This is a genomic window from Paenibacillus sp. FSL R7-0652, from assembly GCF_038595045.1.
Classification (GTDB): domain Bacteria; phylum Bacillota; class Bacilli; order Paenibacillales; family Paenibacillaceae; genus Paenibacillus.
In genome coordinates this window covers 4,540,159-4,556,059 of the sequence record NZ_CP152001.1, presented here as the reverse complement: position 1 = coordinate 4,556,059, position 15,901 = coordinate 4,540,159, and the positions used below count along the sequence as shown (strand labels likewise).

Here is a 15,901-nt window from a genome sequence, read left to right as displayed (position 1 = left end):
ATTTCCAGAGGCATCCCGTATGTTGGGGTGCTTTTTTGTCATGTTCATCAAAATATTAACTTTTTCACACTGACGTTGTAAAAAGCTTGTAACTTTTAGTGGAGAGCAGTCGTTTATAATTCAGTGTAGGATGGAACAGATTTCTAGTTTTAGGGCGCATGAAGGAAATGCGCGGCATAACAAGAGAGGATGAGCGTGATTGCTGGCATGAAAAAGTTATTTTCAAGGAAAAGAACTGCCAAGAGCCAATCGGGTGATGAACGCGAACAGGAGCAACCTAAGCTGGAGAAAAGGGCTGCATTGGAAGAACCTTCGTACATAACGGAGCCCGAGCCTCTAAGCGCGGAAGCACTCACGCCAGATGAGGTATCTGCTATGGAGGAGTCTGCAGCGGCTGCAGCCATAGAGGAAACACCCCAGAAGACCAAAGTAAAGCCGAGAAAGGAACTGCTGCCTCCGTATGATGGACCCGTGTTGGAAGTACGTAATGTTCATCGCAGCTTTCAGACAGGCAGTCGTATCATTCATGTGCTCAAAGGCATTGATATGGAAGTAAAGCCGCAGCAGCTTGTAATGCTGAAAGGACGGTCTGGATCAGGTAAAACAACACTGCTGAACATGCTGGGCGGACTTGACCAGCCTTCCAGCGGAGAGATTTTATTTTCCGGACAACCTCTTCAGGATTGGGGGGATCAGCGGCGAACCGCTTTGCGGCGCAGGGAGATTGGTTTTATTTTTCAGGCGTATGCACTTATGCCCTTATTGTCTGCATGGGAAAATGTAGAGCTTTCGCTCCGCATGGCGGATGTACCGCGATCGGAATGGAAAGAAAGAGTGGGTCATTGTCTGGATTTAGTTGGACTGACCAAACGGGTGAAGCACCGGCCTTTTGAAATGTCCGGGGGGGAGCAGCAGCGGGTGGCTATTGCCAAAGCCATTGCACACAGACCCCGTTTGCTGCTTGCGGATGAGCCAACGGCCGAGCTGGATTCCAAGATGGGCGCACAGGTTATGGCTGTGTTCCGCAATATCATTGAAGTAGAACAAGTAACGATATGTATGACTACACACGATCCTACAATTTTGGAGGTTGCGGACCATGTTTATGAAATGGCGGACGGCAGATTTCTCAAGTAAAGGTGCCGTTCGAAAGAAGGGGAAACGCGCAGCTTTTATTGTACTTGGTGCAGTACTCGCTGCCGCAATGTCAGGCTGTTCATTACTGCCGTCAGAGTCGGAGGAAGAAGTGCTTCCACCAATAACACCGCCAACGATCTCCAAAAAACCGGAATATGAGGTTCGTACAGAGACGCTGGAGAAAAAGGTGAGCGGCAGCGGCAAGATGATGAGTCAGCGTGAAGAAAAGGTTTATTTTACGTTGGATGGTATGCACATTCAGGAGTTGAATGTGAAAACGGGGGATAAAGTGAAGAAAGGACAGGTTCTCGCTGTCCTTGACGTAACAAGTGTGGAGAAGGAGATTCGCGGCAAACGGCTCCAGATTCGCAAATCGGAAGTACAGATGAAGGAAACGCTGCGCAAGAAGGATGAGATGGACCCGGTGGAGTTTGAAGAAGCGACAATCGCATTCGAAGAACTTCGTCAGGAGCTTGCTGATCTGGAAGAAAAGCTGGGACAATCCACGTTGACGGCTCCATTTGGCGGTACCGTTATTGCGGTTCAAGTGGAGAAGGGCGCAGCGGTCAAAGCGTATGATCCGATTGCGACTATTGCGGATACGTCCAACCTGGTCGTGGCAGCCACATTTGCCAAGGAGGATCTGGAGAAATTTACGTCTGGCATGAAGGCTGAGGTTGACATCAACGGTGCTGGCAAAGTAGCCGGTAAGATCAAAGCAATGCCTACCGCTAATGCTTCAAGTAACAATAGCGGCAATGGCTCAGGTCAGGGTGAAGGTGGCTCACCTCCGCCGAAGGAAACGCTGGATCAATATGTCCTTGTTACCTTGGCGAAGATGCCAAAAAATGTAGAACGCGGTACACCTTTAACGGTTTCGATCGTAACTCAGCGCACCGAGAACGCAATTGTCATTCCTGTATCCGCTCTGCGCTCCATCGGTTCCAGAACCTATGTACAGGTCATCGAGAATGATGGAAGCAAGCGTGAAGTGGACGTTGAGGTTGGACAGCAGACATCAACTGATGTCGAGATTCTGAAAGGTCTGACGGTTGGTCAGAAAGTTGTGGGACGCTAATGGGGCTGCGATTGCTTCGACTGCTGTTCCGCAAAATGTGGAACACACGCTGGATGACCTTCAGCACATTAATCGGTTTAATTGTGGCGGTAGCGTTCACCGTCAGTATTCCAATGTATGCCGATGGTGCGTTGAAACGGGTTGTCGCGCAGACGCTGCAGGATAACAGTGAAGGTTTACCAGCAGGATCGCTGTTGATGAGTTATCAGGCACCCGGGGGTGCAAAGACCGATACTAGAGGACTGGATGAGGTGGATCGCTACATTCGTGAGGATGTTCCTCGCGACATTGGATTTCCATTTCACACGTATGTGAATTCGAGATCCATTCGCAGTGCAGAAGTCAATCCTGAAGATCCAACCAAAGTGGATGCAAGCCGCGTGCGGAGTATGACGCTGGGTACGATGAGCGGGCTGGATGCACAGGTGAACTATTCGGCGGGTGTCAAACCCGGGAATCAGGTCAAAGACGACATCATTGAAGCTGTAATGCTGGAAGAAGGGATGTACCGTAATGACCTGCATGTGGGAGATATTCTGGAATACCCGATATACAGCGGTCTGAATATTACGCTGCGTGTCAAAATAACCGGCTCCTTTAAGGCAGATGATCCGAACAGCCCTTATTGGGTTCAAGGCTTTGACGGTATGATGAATGGACTGTATGTGAATGATTCCGTTTTCAATGATGTATTACTCAAGGAAAAGGGCATTCCGCTTCAGAATTCACGCTGGTATTATGCGTTTGACCTGAAAGAGATTCAAACCAGTCAGCTGTCCGGCATAAGCTCTGTACTGGAGCGGCTGGATATTGATTTGTATCAGCGGCTGAAAGATACCAAAGTTGATATTACCTTCGGTGATCTGCTCAAGCAGTTCCGCAGTCAGAGTCTGCAGCTGCAGACAATGCTGTTTACATTGGCGGCACCGATGATAGCAATGGTTTTTTATTTTATCGCGATGAATGCCAGACAATCCCTGCAAAAGCAGGAAAGCGACATTGCTGTGCTTCGCAGCCGCGGAGCCTCGGCTCGTCAGATCTTTTCGCTCTATCTGCTTGAAGGTATTTTCCTGGGAGCCATCGCATTGGTTGTTGGACCGCTGCTGGGATGGTTTATGGCCAAAAGTATCGGCTCGGCAAGTGGATTCTTATCCTTTGTCGATCGAAAATCCATTCCGATAGGGGTCTCCAAAGAAGCGGTTCTGCTTGGCGTGGCGGCGGTACTTGTTGCCATTATTGCATCTTTGATTCCAGCGATTACGTATGCACGAGCGACGATTGTATCTGCTAAACGGCGTCAGGCGCGTACGGACCGTGCGCCGCTGTGGCAGCGCTGGTTCATTGATGTTGCGCTGCTGGGCCTGGCTGGTTACGGCTATTACCTGTTTTATGAACGACAGATGCTGACGTTTCAGACGGGCATGACAACGGATCAGTTACAAGTGCAGCCGTTTCTGTTCTTTGTACCTGCTCTTGCCATTTTTGCGCTTGGACTGTTCTTTCTGCGTTTGTTCCCGTGGATTCTGAAGCTGATCCAGCTGATTGGCCGCAAGCTGCTGCCTGTTCCGCTGTATCTGACGCTGACGCAGCTGTCACGCTCGTCTTCTTCTTACTATCCGCTTATGATTCTGCTGGTACTGACGCTTGGACTTGGCGTGTATAACTCGGCTGCGGCTCGGACCATTGATTTGAATTCAACGGAGCGTACACTTTATCGTTATGGTTCGGATGTCATTATGCAGACGGTATGGGAAGGAACACCTGAGGTCAAGCCGGGAGGTTCCGGACAGGCCGGCGGATCAGGCGGCGGCCAGCAAGGAGGCAATGCAGGAGGTGCCGGTGGTGGTACAGGTGGAGGAAATGGCGGGGGAGGAGCTCCTGGTGGTAGCGGAGGCGGCGGTCAATCGCAGCCATCCAAAATTATTTACTCCGAGCCGCCGTTTGAAGTGTTCCGCCAATTAAATGGTGTGGAGCATGCTGCGCGTGTACTGCAAACAAAGGGCAACATTATTGTATCTGGTAAATCGGGCGGCCAAGGGATGCTGGTCGGCATTGATAATGTGGACTTCGCCAAAGTAGCCTGGTTCCGTAACGATTTATTCCCTGCACATCCGTACAAGTATCTTGATTTGCTCGGCAAATATGAAGGAGCTGTTCTGATCTCTTCGAAATTTGCCGACAAGTTCAAGCTCAAAACGGGAGACATGGTTTCCCTCGGTATACAGGGTCAGGCGATTGAATTTGTAGTGTTTGGCATTATTCCATACTGGCCTTCCCAATATCCGGATCAGATGCCATTTTTCGTGGCTAATCTGGATTACATCTACGATCAGGTACCTCTAATACCCTATGAGGTTTGGCTCAAAATGAAACCGGATGCCAAGGTCGCTCCATTAATGGAGAAACTTGCGGCAGAAGGTATCGAGTTATCCTCTGTCCGTGATGTGCGAACCGAACTGGTCACCCAGGGGAAACATCCTTCAAGGGGCGGAGTATTCGGCATTCTGAGCCTGGGTTTCCTTGTATCCGTGATTATCTCGTTAATCGGTTATGTGCTGTACTGGTTCTTTAACCTCTCGGGACGTGTAGTACAGTTCGGTGTGCTGCGGGCTATGGGGCTGTCGAGAGCACAGCTCAGCGGCATGCTGCTGCTGGAACAGGTATTTACGGCCGGTCTTTCGATCGTGCTCGGGATTGGTATTGGTCAGGTTTCAAGCAGACTCTTCCTGCCGTTCCTGCAAACGACAGACAATGTATCTGCACAGGTTCCACCGTTCCGCATTGTCTTTGAAGAACAGGATATGCTGCAGCTCTACGGCGTAACCGTAGTGATGCTGTTTATCGGAGCGTCCATGCTGCTCTGGCAGATTCGCAGGCTGCGGGTTCATCAGGCGGTCAAAATGGGAGAGGAGAGGTAAACGTGATCCAATGCGAAGGACTTGTCAAAATTTTTAAATCCAGCGATGTGGAAGTCGTTGCCCTTCAAGGTCTCAACCTGACCGTCAATCAAGGCGAGATGATGGCGATCATCGGCAACAGCGGCAGCGGCAAATCAACACTGCTTAACATTCTGGGCGGCCTGGACCGTCCTACCGCTGGCACGGCTGTTGTGGGTGACTGGGATCTGCTCAAAATGACAGATGCACAGCTGGTCGAATATAAACGGCATACCGTCGGGTTCATCTGGCAGAATAACGGTCGAAACCTGCTGCCTTATCTGACCGCGCTGGAGAATGTGGAGACACCAATGATTCTGGGAGGCAAACGTGATCGTGCCTATGCCATACAGCTGCTGGAATGGGTCGGTCTGAAGGATCGGATGCATAACAAACTGCATCAGCTGTCAGGAGGGGAACAGCAGCGCGTCGCCATTGCGATCTCTCTGTCCAATCGGCCAAAGATTTTACTGGCGGATGAACCGACAGGTTCAGTCGATTCGGAGACTTGTGATACGATCATGAACATTTTTCGCAAAATGAATAAAGAGCTTGGTGTAACGATTGTCATCGTTACCCATGACTTGACGCTTGCCGGCAAGGTAGACCGAATCGTTGCGATTCGGGATGGCCTGACCAGCACCGAATTTGTGAAGCGCAATCCAAATCTGGATGATGATCAGGGACTGTCTGAAGCAGGTGCTCCTGACATTCATGAAGCTTTTGTCATTATTGATCGTGCAGGTCGGCTTCAGGTGCCTAAGGAGTATCTGGAAGCCTTGTCGATCGACAGCCGGGCAACATTGGAGTTTGACGGTGAACGCATAGTCATTACACCGCCAAGATAATTAATGAGGGGGAAACAGGAAATGAAGAACAGGTTGTGGGGAAAACGTATGCTGGCCATCATGGCAACAGCGACACTGGCACTGCCGCTTATTGCGGGATGTACAGCCAGCGAGAATAAAGATAATGAGCAGCGTGTGCTGCGGGTAGCTACACCCTGGGGAGGACAGGATGACAGCTACTTCCGTCAGCAGTTCACAGATGCTTTTGAGCTTACGCATGGCAACGTTACGATTGAAATCGTACCCGCTGTAGATCAAGGCAGCATGTATGGTTATGGAAATTCAGAGGAGCAGCAGGAAGTACCGGATACGCTGGAGAGCTTAAAGAAAATTATGACTGGCGACAACCCGGTTGACGTCATTGTAGCGGATACATCCACGATCAAATCGTTAATTCAGGAGAACATGGTTAAACAGCTCGATCCGTTGATGCAGGAAGACAAGTTTGACACGAGCGACATCGTACCAAGTGTACTTGAAGGAATCAAGGATTTGGGAGATCAGAACATTTATGCGCTGACACCAACTTTCTCTTCTTCTGCTTTGTTCTACAACAAGGGGATGTTTGAAAAAGCGGGTGTTGAACCGCCAACGGACAACATGACATGGGACGATATCTTTAATCTGGCAACTCGCCTTACTAAAGGAGAAGGTAAAGATCACGTCTTCGGATTATCATTCAGCACGCATAACGGCGGCTCACCGTATTACTCTATGCAGCAGTACTACAACTCGCTGCAGTTGAAGGTTTTTGATGATAAGGCAGAAAAAATGACCGTGGATTCTCCGCAATGGGAAAAAGTGTGGAGTACGGTCAGCAAACTGGCGATTGATAAGGTCATCCCGAAAGGGGATGAGCCGCAGGATCAGGATCAAAATTCCAACGGACGTTACAATCCGATGCAGGGCGACTTGTTCCTAAGCGGCAAGACGGCGATGGCCATCGGAGATTACTATTACATCAATCAGCTAATTGATGCAAATAAAAACGCAGATAAAATGAAAGATTTTACGAAAGTAGATTGGGATGTAGTTACTCCGCCAGTTCATCCAGAGGCTCCTGAGATTGGGGGCAACATCTATCTGAGCAGTTTGATGGCAATCAACAGTTCAGCTCAGAACCCGGATGATGCATGGGAATTAATCAAGTATATGAACAGCGAGGATTGGGCGAAGATTAAAGCACGCAGCAGCTATGAACTGGTGTCCCGGAAAAGCTATATTAAACCTAAAGACGGTTTGGACTACAACGTTCAGGCATTCTATACATTAAAACCGGTACCGCCAACCAATACAAATCTTGATAAAATGTATCAGAAGATGCCTGGTCTGTGGCAGGTATCTGATAAAGGGATGGAATACTTTAATCAGGTGCTCGAAAATAAAAAGACACCGAAAGAAGCTTTAGGTGAATGGGCAGCCAAAGGGAACGAGATGTTAGCAAAGTTGAAAAAAGACCCTAAGACTACATTCCAACAATAAGTTAAAATTTGATCGGCATCAGCACACTCGTCATCTTCAAATTTGACCTCATCGTTACAGAAGAAATGGCCGCTGGAGATTTTTATGATCTCGGGCGGCTATTTTTACGAAATTGGGGTATTCTACAATTAACAGCAGGATATGAAGCCATTGGAAAGGACGAGCACGATGATGAAATGGGTGTATTTCGGCAAGCTGTATACGACTAAATTTCAGGCAGGATGCCTGGCAAAAAGGCTGGAACAGGATGGCTGGATTTATGGACACAATGAGCCTGAAGAAGTCGAAGTATATCGTTCGCGGAAAGGTCGTTACGGCGTACGATTTATTCCCTGAGATTACCCCTTGACTTATTATGTATTAATAGTGTATATTAATTAAGTCGCTGTTTATTATTTTTAACGACGCGGGGTGGAGCAGCCCGGTAGCTCGTCGGGCTCATAACCCGAAGGCCGCAGGTTCAAATCCTGCCCCCGCAATATAGCTTTACCGGGTGATTACAGCGATCATCTGCACTGTTATATATTATTTGTCTAGGGCCCTTAGCTCAGTTGGTTAGAGCGGTCGGCTCATAACCGATTGGTCACAGGTTCGAGTCCTGTAGGGCCCATATTTTAGAACCCTTGCGATGCAAGGGTTTTTTTCTGTTTTCATAGACAATCAAGGCTGGATTATGGATAGAGTTAGAAGCTTACCTGGCCCAACAATTGCGGACATTTGACTTTTTTTCAACAAGGGTGTGTATGTCCATGCCAGAAGATGAGTCTCGCATATACTATCTCAATCCCATATATAGGAGGTAGATTTCATGACTCAATTAATTGATGCAAGAACCTCGCAAAATGCGAGTTTGGCTAACTCCATAGCCATTCCGATTCTCGTCATCAACACGCCTCAATTGTTTGGACAGATTGGTTTGGTGACAACAGCAGGGATCGGAGCAAACCCGCGGGTTCAATTTAAAGGAACGGTGACTCTGCAGCTTCCTTTGGCGCTTGTCGGTGTAACGATCACCGTTGTACGGGGAACCGCAGCAACAGATCCAGTCATTTACTCTGCAACATCCACATTTAATTTGAGCGTTCTGGCACCACAAGTCATTACATTCTCTGCCGATGATTATAATCCGCCAATTACACCACAATTAACGTATACGGCCTTTATCAGCACGAACTTGCTCGGTACTGTTCGTGTAGGCCCAGAGAACTTTGATGGTGTATTGTACTCTGACTAAAATAATATATGCTCATTGAGATAGAAGGCCAACTCCTCAGCTATGCTGTTGATGAACAGGGCTTCATTTACTCCTGCCTGCTTCGCTGTGAAGCAGGTTTTTTATTATGAATAGTAAAAGAAGCAGCGGATGCAGTCATTTATTTTTGGGAAGTATGATAGACAATAGAGCAGAGATAAAATAAACAGGCATGAAGAAAGAAAAAGAGAAAATGGGCAGTATGATATAATAGTTTGTTACATAGGATAGGATGGATTTGGTCCTGTATTTATAGATAGAAAGTGGGTTTGATGCAAGCAATGACGGACAAAGAAAGCCGGTCGTTCCGGTTCAGCGAAGCGCCGCTCTGGGATTGGCAGAGGGCTTATTACGAACAGATGGGTCCCCAAGCCTGGGGGGATCGCCAGGTGCCTCAGTATATCACGAGCAATCCGGTGATTGCGACAGCGTATGCAGAGATGATTTTTGGCTTTCTGCAGGATTTGTCGGCTAAAGGCGAGCAGCGGGAGCCTGTAACTATTGTTGAACTTGGTGCTGGTGCTGGCAGATTAGCCCATCAGGTGCTCTGCAAGCTGTGTGCGTTGAACGAATTTGCAGGCACGGAGCTGCCGCCTTTTCGTTATGTGATGACAGATTTGGCTGAAGAGAATGTTACGGGATGGAAGGAACATCCATCGATGCAGCCATTTATCGAGCAGGGGATACTGGATTTTGCACGTTTTGACGCGATGAAGGATACGGAATTGAAGCTGGTTTTGACTAAAACGACGATTAAACCAGGAGATTTGCAGCAGCCGATGCTGCTCATTGCCAACTATTTTTTCGACAGCATCCCGCAGGATTTGATTTACATTGGGGAGGGACAGGTGTTTGAATGTGATCTGCTTGTTGAACTTCCGAAGTATGCAGCTGAGCAGAAACCTGCCGAGCTGCTGGAAAGTATGACACTGCAGTATACATATCGCTCTGTACCCGAATACAGTGCCGAGAACTATCCCTACTCTGAACTGATCGCGCTGTATCAAACGAATTTGGAGGATTCACATATTCTGCTCCCAAACGCTGGCTTGGATTGCCTCGAACGGCTGAGCAGGCTATCCCGGTCAGGATATGTACTGATTACTGCGGATAAAGGGGATCACCGACTGGATTACTGGAAATATGCAGAGCCGCCTGAATTTGCACTTCACGGCAGTTTCTCGCTGTCTGCCAATTATCATGCGATAAAATATGTGTTGGAACAGCAGGGGGCAGCTGCACATTTTACAGCACACCACTATAAAGACCTGAACGTTGGCATGATCTTAATGCTGAACAAACCAAAAAGCTATGTGAATACAAGGCTCGCCTATCATCGCTTTGTTGAGCGGTTCGGACCGGATGATTTCTTTAGTCTAAGAGAATGGGTGGACCATAAAGTGGACCAGATGGAGTTGAAGCAGCTGCTGGCTTTCTGGAGGTTGGGCGGGTACGATGCCGAATTTCTAATCCACGCTTCACTTCGATTCAAAAATCTTTTACCTGATGCAGGCGATGAGGAATTGTTTGATCTTCAATCGGGGATCAGACAGATGTGGTGCTCTAATTATATGATGGAATATCGGGAACAGACGGCTTTCGTTTCAGGGCAGCTGTTATTAGAGATGTTTATGTATGAAGAGGCCAAGGCTTTTCTGGAAGAAACACTGACTGCTCATCCGGACACACAGCAGATCGCGGTCCTGTATGATCTTGCTGTGTGCTGTTATGAGCTGGAACAGGAACAGGAAGCCCTTGTTTATGCTCGCCGTGTACTTGAATTGGACCCGATGCACGAGGAAGCTGCAGCGCTTTTGGCAGGGGCGGAGTAGTGTATGTTTAATCACCAGCTTGTTCAATCTATTCCATAAAAATGAAACCTTCTTTAGGACTTTAACGTATAATAAAGGGAATTCAATTCATTCAATTGTGAGGAATGACTAGGGAAAGGAGAGAGTTAAAATGAAAAAAGGTCTTTCGGTTGTGCTTTACCCGCTGTTTTGGATTCTGGGAGCTCTTTCTATACTTGGTGGAAATGGAAACAGTATCGGGAACATGGTCCTGTTCGGTAAAGATATTGCCACAGATCAAAGTTATGATGGACAAGCAATCTATGATCAGATTGAACGTAGAAATGGATGAGTACATAATAAGGCAATGAGCTGCAGGCTGGGCCATCTTTTCTTCTTTCTTTACCTGAGGATTGGGCAGCTGAACTTGCCGATTCGCCCGGTCACTTGCGAAAAACACGCATATGTTATGGCATACCTTGAAATTCAAAGGAGGCCAATCAAATGAGTCAAGTTGGATACGGTTGTGGCAATGTTGGTGGATTTGGCGGAGCGTGGACTTCGACCAGCGCAATCCTTGTTCTCTTCATTCTGCTCGTCATCATCACAAAATCTTTCTGGCTGTAATGTAACGGTTAGACGTGCAGGCATCAGCTCCACCAGAACTTTGGTGGGGTTTTTCTTTGTTCTGATGGGAATATGACATCCATAATATTTGACAAGTGAAAACAATGTGCTTAAAATCACATATGGAGACTACTAACAGAGATTGAAGGGATAGCAATGCCGTTTATACGATTCAAAGGATTCACGGGCCCCGAGCTGGAGGAGGTTGTACCTCAAATTACGGAACAAATGGCCTTGATCACTCATATTCCGCAGGAAAGAATGAAAGCAGAGCGTCATGACGTACAAGCCCTGACACCTTCCCCGGCGTCTATAGAGATTCTGATGTTTCAACGTGACCAAGAGATACATGATCGCATCGCCTCATCCATGCAGTGTATTTTGGAGAAGGCCAAACTGCCGGATGTACACATTTTTTTCAATATATTATCGCCGAACTTGTACTACAAAAAAGGCAAGCCGTTGACGGACTACAGGCTGGATTAAAAATATTTGTGATGTATTAAAAATCAAGCATATCAAGGAAATCAATCAAGATTAAAAGCTGCTTCCAAAGAGAAGCAGCCTGAGACGAGCAAAATATCTATGCGCGTCTTTTTTTTATTTTATGGAAGGGCCGGCTGGTACCCTGTTTGATCGAATAGCTGGAATAGCTGTGTATCAGATGATGAACAGTCAAGATCATAGCCAATGCGGCCAGAGATAGACATGCGGCTGCCCAAAGTGACTGTATGGGTCCAAGATATTGAATCGTGATTCCCGTCATGACCAGGCCGATGGCGGATACGGTATATTTTGAAAAAGAAAGCAGACTGTTTGCTTTCACTAAATCTTCGCGTTCAACCATTTTCGGCCGGAGTTCCTCCAGGAACAGTGATTCCCAGTGCGATGCTGCGGAGAGTGCGACTGCGCCTGCAAACACAAGCACCATATGTAATGTCAGGTGAGGCAGGGAGAGAGCGATCCCGATGAGGAGTAGGGTCTTGATCAAAGGAATCCCAATAATTAGTCTGGACAATGCAGCGCGTTTCATTAGAAACGGGAACGCAAACTTGGCCGCTGCAAATGACCCTGCGTATAAGCAAAGAAACAGCAGTGTACCTGGAATGAATCCAGTTTGTTTGTATACAAGATAGGTCATGGTTGTGATTGAGACCACTTGTATAAGTGAGAGCAGTGTTCTGGCAGCCCAGAATGGATAAAATGCGATGTTCATACCAGATTGTCCTTTCTGAAACGATACGTCTGTATCCTCTATCTTACGGTGCACGCTGCAGTAACACCACAAACAAAGTTATCATTTTCCCGTCAGTACATGCCAAAAAGCCAGCTGAATAGGGCCAGCTGGCTTTTTATTTTTCAGCTTTTATCATTTGATGATTATGCCATGGCAAGAGTAAAAGCTATGAGCAGCATCAACAAACTGGACATTCGAACCATAGTCATGTAAGATTTGCTGGGTTCTGTCTCTCCGTTCACGATCCAGCCATAACGAAGAAACCAGCCAAATTTGGGAAAACACAGATTGATCATACATAACACCATAAATATAAAAAAGAGGGTTTTCATCATCGATCTTCCTTCCTCGTCAACCATTAACGGTCCTGCCTTCAAGGTTTAAGTCTGGAGTAAGTTAGATACTCAGCATTATGACGATGATGATCCAAAGTTTCATACTTTATCTGAATAACAGGCAGGTAATTGTGAATGGATAAGGATTAATATGATTAAGAACTATTACCCAAGAACTACATGGGTTGAATAACTGTGGTACAATAAAACAGATTGTTTTATATCAGCACATACCATCTGGAGTTAAGGATGTGAGATGGAGGAGGCAGACATGAGTCTATATAATCAACTCCCGATGCAATGGGAATTTATCATCTCGAAATTAAAATCCTCCCTTACGGTAGTTGACGCTACCTCGCCTGAGTTTCCGCTCATGTATGTAAACGAACATTTTACCAGGTTGACCGAATATACACATGAAGAGTCGATCGGCCGAAATTGTCGATTCCTACAGGGAGCGGATACAGATCCCGAAACCGTTTCACAAATTCGGGAAGCATTAAGCAAACAACAATCGATTAAGGTTGATATTCTAAACTATACCAAAAGCGGTCGGAAGTTCTGGAACGAACTGAATATCGATCCCATTTTTGATGAATCAGGAGCTTGCTTGTATTTTGTGGGCATTCAGTATGATATCTCTGAACGAAAATTTGCGGAACAGCAGCTGAAGACGGCTGCATCTATGGCTGAGAAAACGAGCAGAGGGCAGCTTGAATTCATTGGCAAGTTAAATCATGAGCTTCGTACACCTCTGAACGGCATTATGGGCATGATTGAACTGGCAGGAATGGGTGATATTACCGAGGAGCAAAAAGAATATCTGGAACTCGCACGTCATTCAGGAGAGGCGCTGCTGAATATCGTAAATAACAGTCTGGATATGGCAAAGCTGGGTCGAGGCAAAATGGGAGTGGAACACATTGAGTTTCAGCCATTAAAGATGATTCAGCAAATTGTAAAAACGCATGAGCCAGCAGCGATGAATAAACAAATTCGTTTATTGTGTCATGCTGATCTAAATATTCCTGAAGTGCTTTGGGGAGACCCGCTCAGACTGCGACAGGTGCTGGATAATTTACTGAGCAATGCGATCAAGTTTACGCAGCGGGGACAAGTGAAGCTTCAAGTGGATGTCAAACAGCATTCACAAGAGCAGACGGTATTGAGCTTTTCGGTACGAGACACCGGTATCGGTATTGCCTCTCATCAGATCGACCAGCTGTTTGATGCCTTTACTCAATCGGATATTTCACATGCGAGAAGGTTTGGCGGAAGTGGACTTGGGTTGACGATCTGTAAAGAGCTGCTGGAGTTAATGGACGGCAGCATTACAGTGGAGAGTGTCGAAGGCAAAGGAACGGAGTTCCATGTAACGGTGCCTTTTCTTAGCGGACATAGCATTTCCAATGCAGGGTAAGAACACAGAGGAAGCAGCCAGAAGGATCTGGCTGCTTTTTTATGTGGGAATTTATTGTTTTGCGAACTGGCGTTCTGTTATAATGCTAGTGTTACATGGGGGAGGTACATCATGAGTAAGAGACGCAGTAGAAGAGGAAGCAGAGGGAATCGACCATTTAAAGGAAAGCTTCTGGCGGTAGTAGGTATGATACTTGCTGCACTTTATGCATGGTCAGGTGGAGAATGGCCGCTGGACATCCCGTCTCCGTTCAAAACAACCGACAGGAATGCAGATCATACGATTACATTTCCGGCAGATCGGTATCCAGAGACAGCTGGTCATATCAGAAAAGCGATCAAAGATGGGCATTCCGATGTCTGTACCATTGATCGAAAAGGCGCTGAAGGGAACAGGGAGCTGTCACTGAGAGGGGTACCTGTCAAAAAGGGTAAGGATCGCGATGAGTGGCCTATGGCCATGTGTGCAGAGGGCGGGAAGGGGGCGGACATCCAGTACATTACGCCTAAAGATAATCGCGGAGCAGGTTCATGGGTAGGCAATCAACTAAGTACATATCCAGATGGTACACGAGTCAGATTTGTCGTGAAGTAGTACTGGTGATGCAGATGGAGAGTGTTTGCTCGAAAAAAAATTTAACGAATAAGAAAAACCAGACGCTGCTGACGTCTGGTTTTTTTGGATATAGTACTTGACGAAAGAAATCAAATTTCTCGCATCAGGTTATTTTAAGAATAGTTGGATTTCTGTTCTTTATTCGTTCAAGAGAGTTCGTCATGATTGTGATCTGAAGTATGAAGTAACTGGTGTATATAAATACCTATACGAGCTTATACGAGCTGCATTGTATCTAGATGGTGCGAGCGAAGAGTTAACAGGCGAGTGACATGTTCGACTTCGTCAAATGGAATCCACACATTTCCCTGTACAGTGCGTAAAGAAAGAATGGAGCTGTCAGCCGAACGCTCCGGGAAGCCGGTTACGGTCTGTCCGCTTGTGTTATGAACTATAATCTGTTGATTACGCTTAATGGCAATTTCTACCTCTTTTTTCATAAGTCATTGCTCCTGATTATAAGATGCTTACCCATATGTCTAAGTTTTCAATGGTTAATTTGTCTTCTTTATTTAGTCTATCAGAACTAGGTATAGATTTCCAGTAGGGAAATAATTAAGCTTCTATAGGTGAATTGACTTAGCGAATGGAATTGCCGTTACTGAACGTTAGCTGCAGGGTTATATTAGGATATGAGGGTATGAGAAAGGGGAGGGAAATAGAATGACGAAACTGTTTGTTGGGCTTGCCCGCACGGAACACGAGGCTATTATCATGTTGAATGCGTTAAAAAAGGAAGGCATTAAAGATAAACATTTGGGGGCTGTAGCCAAAGAACAGCTGGACCTGGATATGATCAGCGAGAAGACCGGGCTGCCCAAGCCGCTGAAAGGTGCTGGAACGGATGGAGCATTTGGTGCACTGAAGGGGATATTGGCCGGACTAGGAAAACGAATGGATCAGACGGCATCCATCGGAAAAGCAGTGCGAAGGCTAGCTGGCAATGAGATTGGCAGTGAGACGGATGATCTGGTCTTAACGTTGACCGAAGCAGGCATTACGGAGCAGGATGCGCGCTGCTATGAGGACTGGCTGCTGCAGGGGCATATTCTGGTCATTGTGGAATGCAGCGAGGAGCAGGCGGAGCGTGTGAAATCGATTTTGCTTTTTTAGTTTAATTTAAGGCTGATTTTAGGTTCCTTTA

17 protein-coding genes and 2 tRNA genes are annotated in these 15,901 nt (G+C 46.8%); 16 read left to right on the top strand and 3 right to left on the bottom strand.

All coding sequences use genetic code 11. The annotated features are described in order from the left end of the window. Positions 1-207 precede the first annotated feature (207 nt). From MKY97_RS19935 to MKY97_RS19875, 13 genes are all read left to right on the top strand, one after another. Positions 208-1,137 (top strand): ABC transporter ATP-binding protein, encoded by a 930-nt coding sequence (locus MKY97_RS19935; RefSeq protein ID WP_342552025.1) that lies wholly within the window; start codon positions 208-210, stop codon positions 1,135-1,137. Continuing rightward, a complete protein-coding gene (locus MKY97_RS19930; protein WP_342552024.1) occupies positions 1,100-2,215 on the top strand; it encodes an efflux RND transporter periplasmic adaptor subunit in 1,116 nt (371 codons plus the stop codon). The genes MKY97_RS19935 and MKY97_RS19930 overlap by 38 nt, the downstream gene beginning before the upstream one ends. After that, entirely contained in the window at positions 2,215-5,133 is a 2,919-nt protein-coding gene (locus MKY97_RS19925; RefSeq protein ID WP_342552023.1) for an FtsX-like permease family protein, read from the top strand. The genes MKY97_RS19930 and MKY97_RS19925 overlap by 1 nt, the downstream gene beginning before the upstream one ends. 2 nt (positions 5,134-5,135) lie before the next feature. Further along, a complete protein-coding gene (locus MKY97_RS19920; RefSeq protein ID WP_342552022.1) occupies positions 5,136-5,999 on the top strand; it encodes an ABC transporter ATP-binding protein in 864 nt (287 codons plus the stop codon). Positions 6,000-6,020: 21 nt separating this feature from the next. Continuing rightward, on the top strand, positions 6,021-7,481 hold the full coding sequence (locus MKY97_RS19915) for an extracellular solute-binding protein (protein ID WP_342552021.1): 1,461 nt from the start codon (positions 6,021-6,023) through the stop codon (positions 7,479-7,481). A gap of 168 nt (positions 7,482-7,649) precedes the next feature. After that, positions 7,650-7,817, top strand: coding sequence for a hypothetical protein (locus MKY97_RS19910; protein ID WP_342556491.1), 168 nt, complete (start codon positions 7,650-7,652; stop codon positions 7,815-7,817). A gap of 69 nt (positions 7,818-7,886) precedes the next feature. Beyond that, a tRNA-Met gene (locus MKY97_RS19905) sits at positions 7,887-7,960 on the top strand. A 57-nt stretch (positions 7,961-8,017) separates the two neighbouring features. After that, a tRNA-Ile gene (locus MKY97_RS19900) sits at positions 8,018-8,091 on the top strand. Between the two features lie 198 nt (positions 8,092-8,289). Continuing rightward, positions 8,290-8,715, top strand: coding sequence for a hypothetical protein (locus MKY97_RS19895; RefSeq protein ID WP_342552020.1), 426 nt, complete (start codon positions 8,290-8,292; stop codon positions 8,713-8,715). A 299-nt stretch (positions 8,716-9,014) separates the two neighbouring features. Next, complete coding sequence (locus MKY97_RS19890; RefSeq protein ID WP_342556397.1) at positions 9,015-10,565, top strand: SAM-dependent methyltransferase; 1,551 nt, start codon at positions 9,015-9,017, stop codon at positions 10,563-10,565. Positions 10,566-10,695: 130 nt separating this feature from the next. After that, positions 10,696-10,875, top strand: a complete 180-nt coding sequence (locus MKY97_RS19885) for a hypothetical protein (RefSeq protein WP_342552019.1) — start codon at positions 10,696-10,698, stop codon at positions 10,873-10,875. A 152-nt stretch (positions 10,876-11,027) separates the two neighbouring features. Then, positions 11,028-11,150 carry a YjcZ family sporulation protein gene (locus tag MKY97_RS19880; RefSeq protein WP_342552018.1) on the top strand — a complete coding sequence of 41 codons (123 nt, stop codon included), beginning with the start codon at positions 11,028-11,030 and terminating at the stop codon, positions 11,148-11,150. 156 nt (positions 11,151-11,306) lie between these two features. Next, on the top strand, positions 11,307-11,636 hold the full coding sequence (locus tag MKY97_RS19875) for a DUF1904 family protein (RefSeq protein WP_342552017.1): 330 nt from the start codon (positions 11,307-11,309) through the stop codon (positions 11,634-11,636). 97 nt (positions 11,637-11,733) lie between these two features. Here MKY97_RS19875 and MKY97_RS19870 read toward each other — a convergent pair whose 3' ends face one another. Next, positions 11,734-12,366: a hypothetical protein gene (locus MKY97_RS19870; protein WP_342552016.1), complete on the bottom strand. Its 633-nt coding sequence runs from the start codon at positions 12,364-12,366 to the stop codon at positions 11,734-11,736. Positions 12,367-12,530: 164 nt separating this feature from the next. Continuing rightward, positions 12,531-12,722 carry a DUF6199 family natural product biosynthesis protein gene (locus MKY97_RS19865; RefSeq protein WP_342552015.1) on the bottom strand — a complete coding sequence of 64 codons (192 nt, stop codon included), beginning with the start codon at positions 12,720-12,722 and terminating at the stop codon, positions 12,531-12,533. A 271-nt stretch (positions 12,723-12,993) separates the two neighbouring features. On the opposite strand from MKY97_RS19865, the gene MKY97_RS19860 reads away from it, so the two are divergent. Next, positions 12,994-14,142 carry an ATP-binding protein gene (locus MKY97_RS19860; RefSeq protein WP_342552014.1) on the top strand — a complete coding sequence of 383 codons (1,149 nt, stop codon included), beginning with the start codon at positions 12,994-12,996 and terminating at the stop codon, positions 14,140-14,142. 111 nt (positions 14,143-14,253) lie between these two features. Beyond that, the gene (locus tag MKY97_RS19855) at positions 14,254-14,736 is read left to right on the top strand and encodes a NucA/NucB deoxyribonuclease domain-containing protein (RefSeq protein WP_342552013.1); all 483 of its coding nucleotides are present in this window, start codon (positions 14,254-14,256) and stop codon (positions 14,734-14,736) included. Positions 14,737-14,972: 236 nt separating this feature from the next. Here MKY97_RS19855 and MKY97_RS19850 read toward each other — a convergent pair whose 3' ends face one another. Then, positions 14,973-15,197 carry a hypothetical protein gene (locus MKY97_RS19850; RefSeq protein ID WP_342552012.1) on the bottom strand — a complete coding sequence of 75 codons (225 nt, stop codon included), beginning with the start codon at positions 15,195-15,197 and terminating at the stop codon, positions 14,973-14,975. A 223-nt stretch (positions 15,198-15,420) separates the two neighbouring features. On the opposite strand from MKY97_RS19850, the gene MKY97_RS19845 reads away from it, so the two are divergent. Then, positions 15,421-15,870 carry a general stress protein gene (locus MKY97_RS19845; protein ID WP_342552011.1) on the top strand — a complete coding sequence of 150 codons (450 nt, stop codon included), beginning with the start codon at positions 15,421-15,423 and terminating at the stop codon, positions 15,868-15,870. Positions 15,871-15,901 lie beyond the last annotated feature (31 nt).

What these genes read in the sequence shown, in the direction of transcription:
- MKY97_RS19925 (WP_342552023.1), top strand. Translation starts at nt 2,215, where the DNA reads ATGGGGCTGCGATTGCTTCGACTGCTGTTCCGCAAAATGTGGAACACA.
- MKY97_RS19870 (WP_342552016.1), bottom strand. Translation starts at nt 12,366, where the DNA reads ATGAACATCGCATTTTATCCATTCTGGGCTGCCAGAACACTGCTCTCA.
- MKY97_RS19855 (WP_342552013.1), top strand. Translation starts at nt 14,254, where the DNA reads ATGAGTAAGAGACGCAGTAGAAGAGGAAGCAGAGGGAATCGACCATTT.
- MKY97_RS19875 (WP_342552017.1), top strand. Translation starts at nt 11,307, where the DNA reads ATGCCGTTTATACGATTCAAAGGATTCACGGGCCCCGAGCTGGAGGAG.
- MKY97_RS19910 (WP_342556491.1), top strand. Translation starts at nt 7,650, where the DNA reads ATGATGAAATGGGTGTATTTCGGCAAGCTGTATACGACTAAATTTCAG.
- MKY97_RS19915 (WP_342552021.1), top strand. Translation starts at nt 6,021, where the DNA reads ATGAAGAACAGGTTGTGGGGAAAACGTATGCTGGCCATCATGGCAACA.
- MKY97_RS19850 (WP_342552012.1), bottom strand. Translation starts at nt 15,197, where the DNA reads ATGAAAAAAGAGGTAGAAATTGCCATTAAGCGTAATCAACAGATTATA.
- MKY97_RS19890 (WP_342556397.1), top strand. Translation starts at nt 9,015, where the DNA reads ATGACGGACAAAGAAAGCCGGTCGTTCCGGTTCAGCGAAGCGCCGCTC.
- MKY97_RS19860 (WP_342552014.1), top strand. Translation starts at nt 12,994, where the DNA reads ATGAGTCTATATAATCAACTCCCGATGCAATGGGAATTTATCATCTCG.
- MKY97_RS19885 (WP_342552019.1), top strand. Translation starts at nt 10,696, where the DNA reads ATGAAAAAAGGTCTTTCGGTTGTGCTTTACCCGCTGTTTTGGATTCTG.
- MKY97_RS19930 (WP_342552024.1), top strand. Translation starts at nt 1,100, where the DNA reads ATGTTTATGAAATGGCGGACGGCAGATTTCTCAAGTAAAGGTGCCGTT.
- MKY97_RS19895 (WP_342552020.1), top strand. Translation starts at nt 8,290, where the DNA reads ATGACTCAATTAATTGATGCAAGAACCTCGCAAAATGCGAGTTTGGCT.
- MKY97_RS19845 (WP_342552011.1), top strand. Translation starts at nt 15,421, where the DNA reads ATGACGAAACTGTTTGTTGGGCTTGCCCGCACGGAACACGAGGCTATT.
- MKY97_RS19865 (WP_342552015.1), bottom strand. Translation starts at nt 12,722, where the DNA reads ATGATGAAAACCCTCTTTTTTATATTTATGGTGTTATGTATGATCAAT.
- MKY97_RS19880 (WP_342552018.1), top strand. Translation starts at nt 11,028, where the DNA reads ATGAGTCAAGTTGGATACGGTTGTGGCAATGTTGGTGGATTTGGCGGA.
- MKY97_RS19935 (WP_342552025.1), top strand. Translation starts at nt 208, where the DNA reads ATGAAAAAGTTATTTTCAAGGAAAAGAACTGCCAAGAGCCAATCGGGT.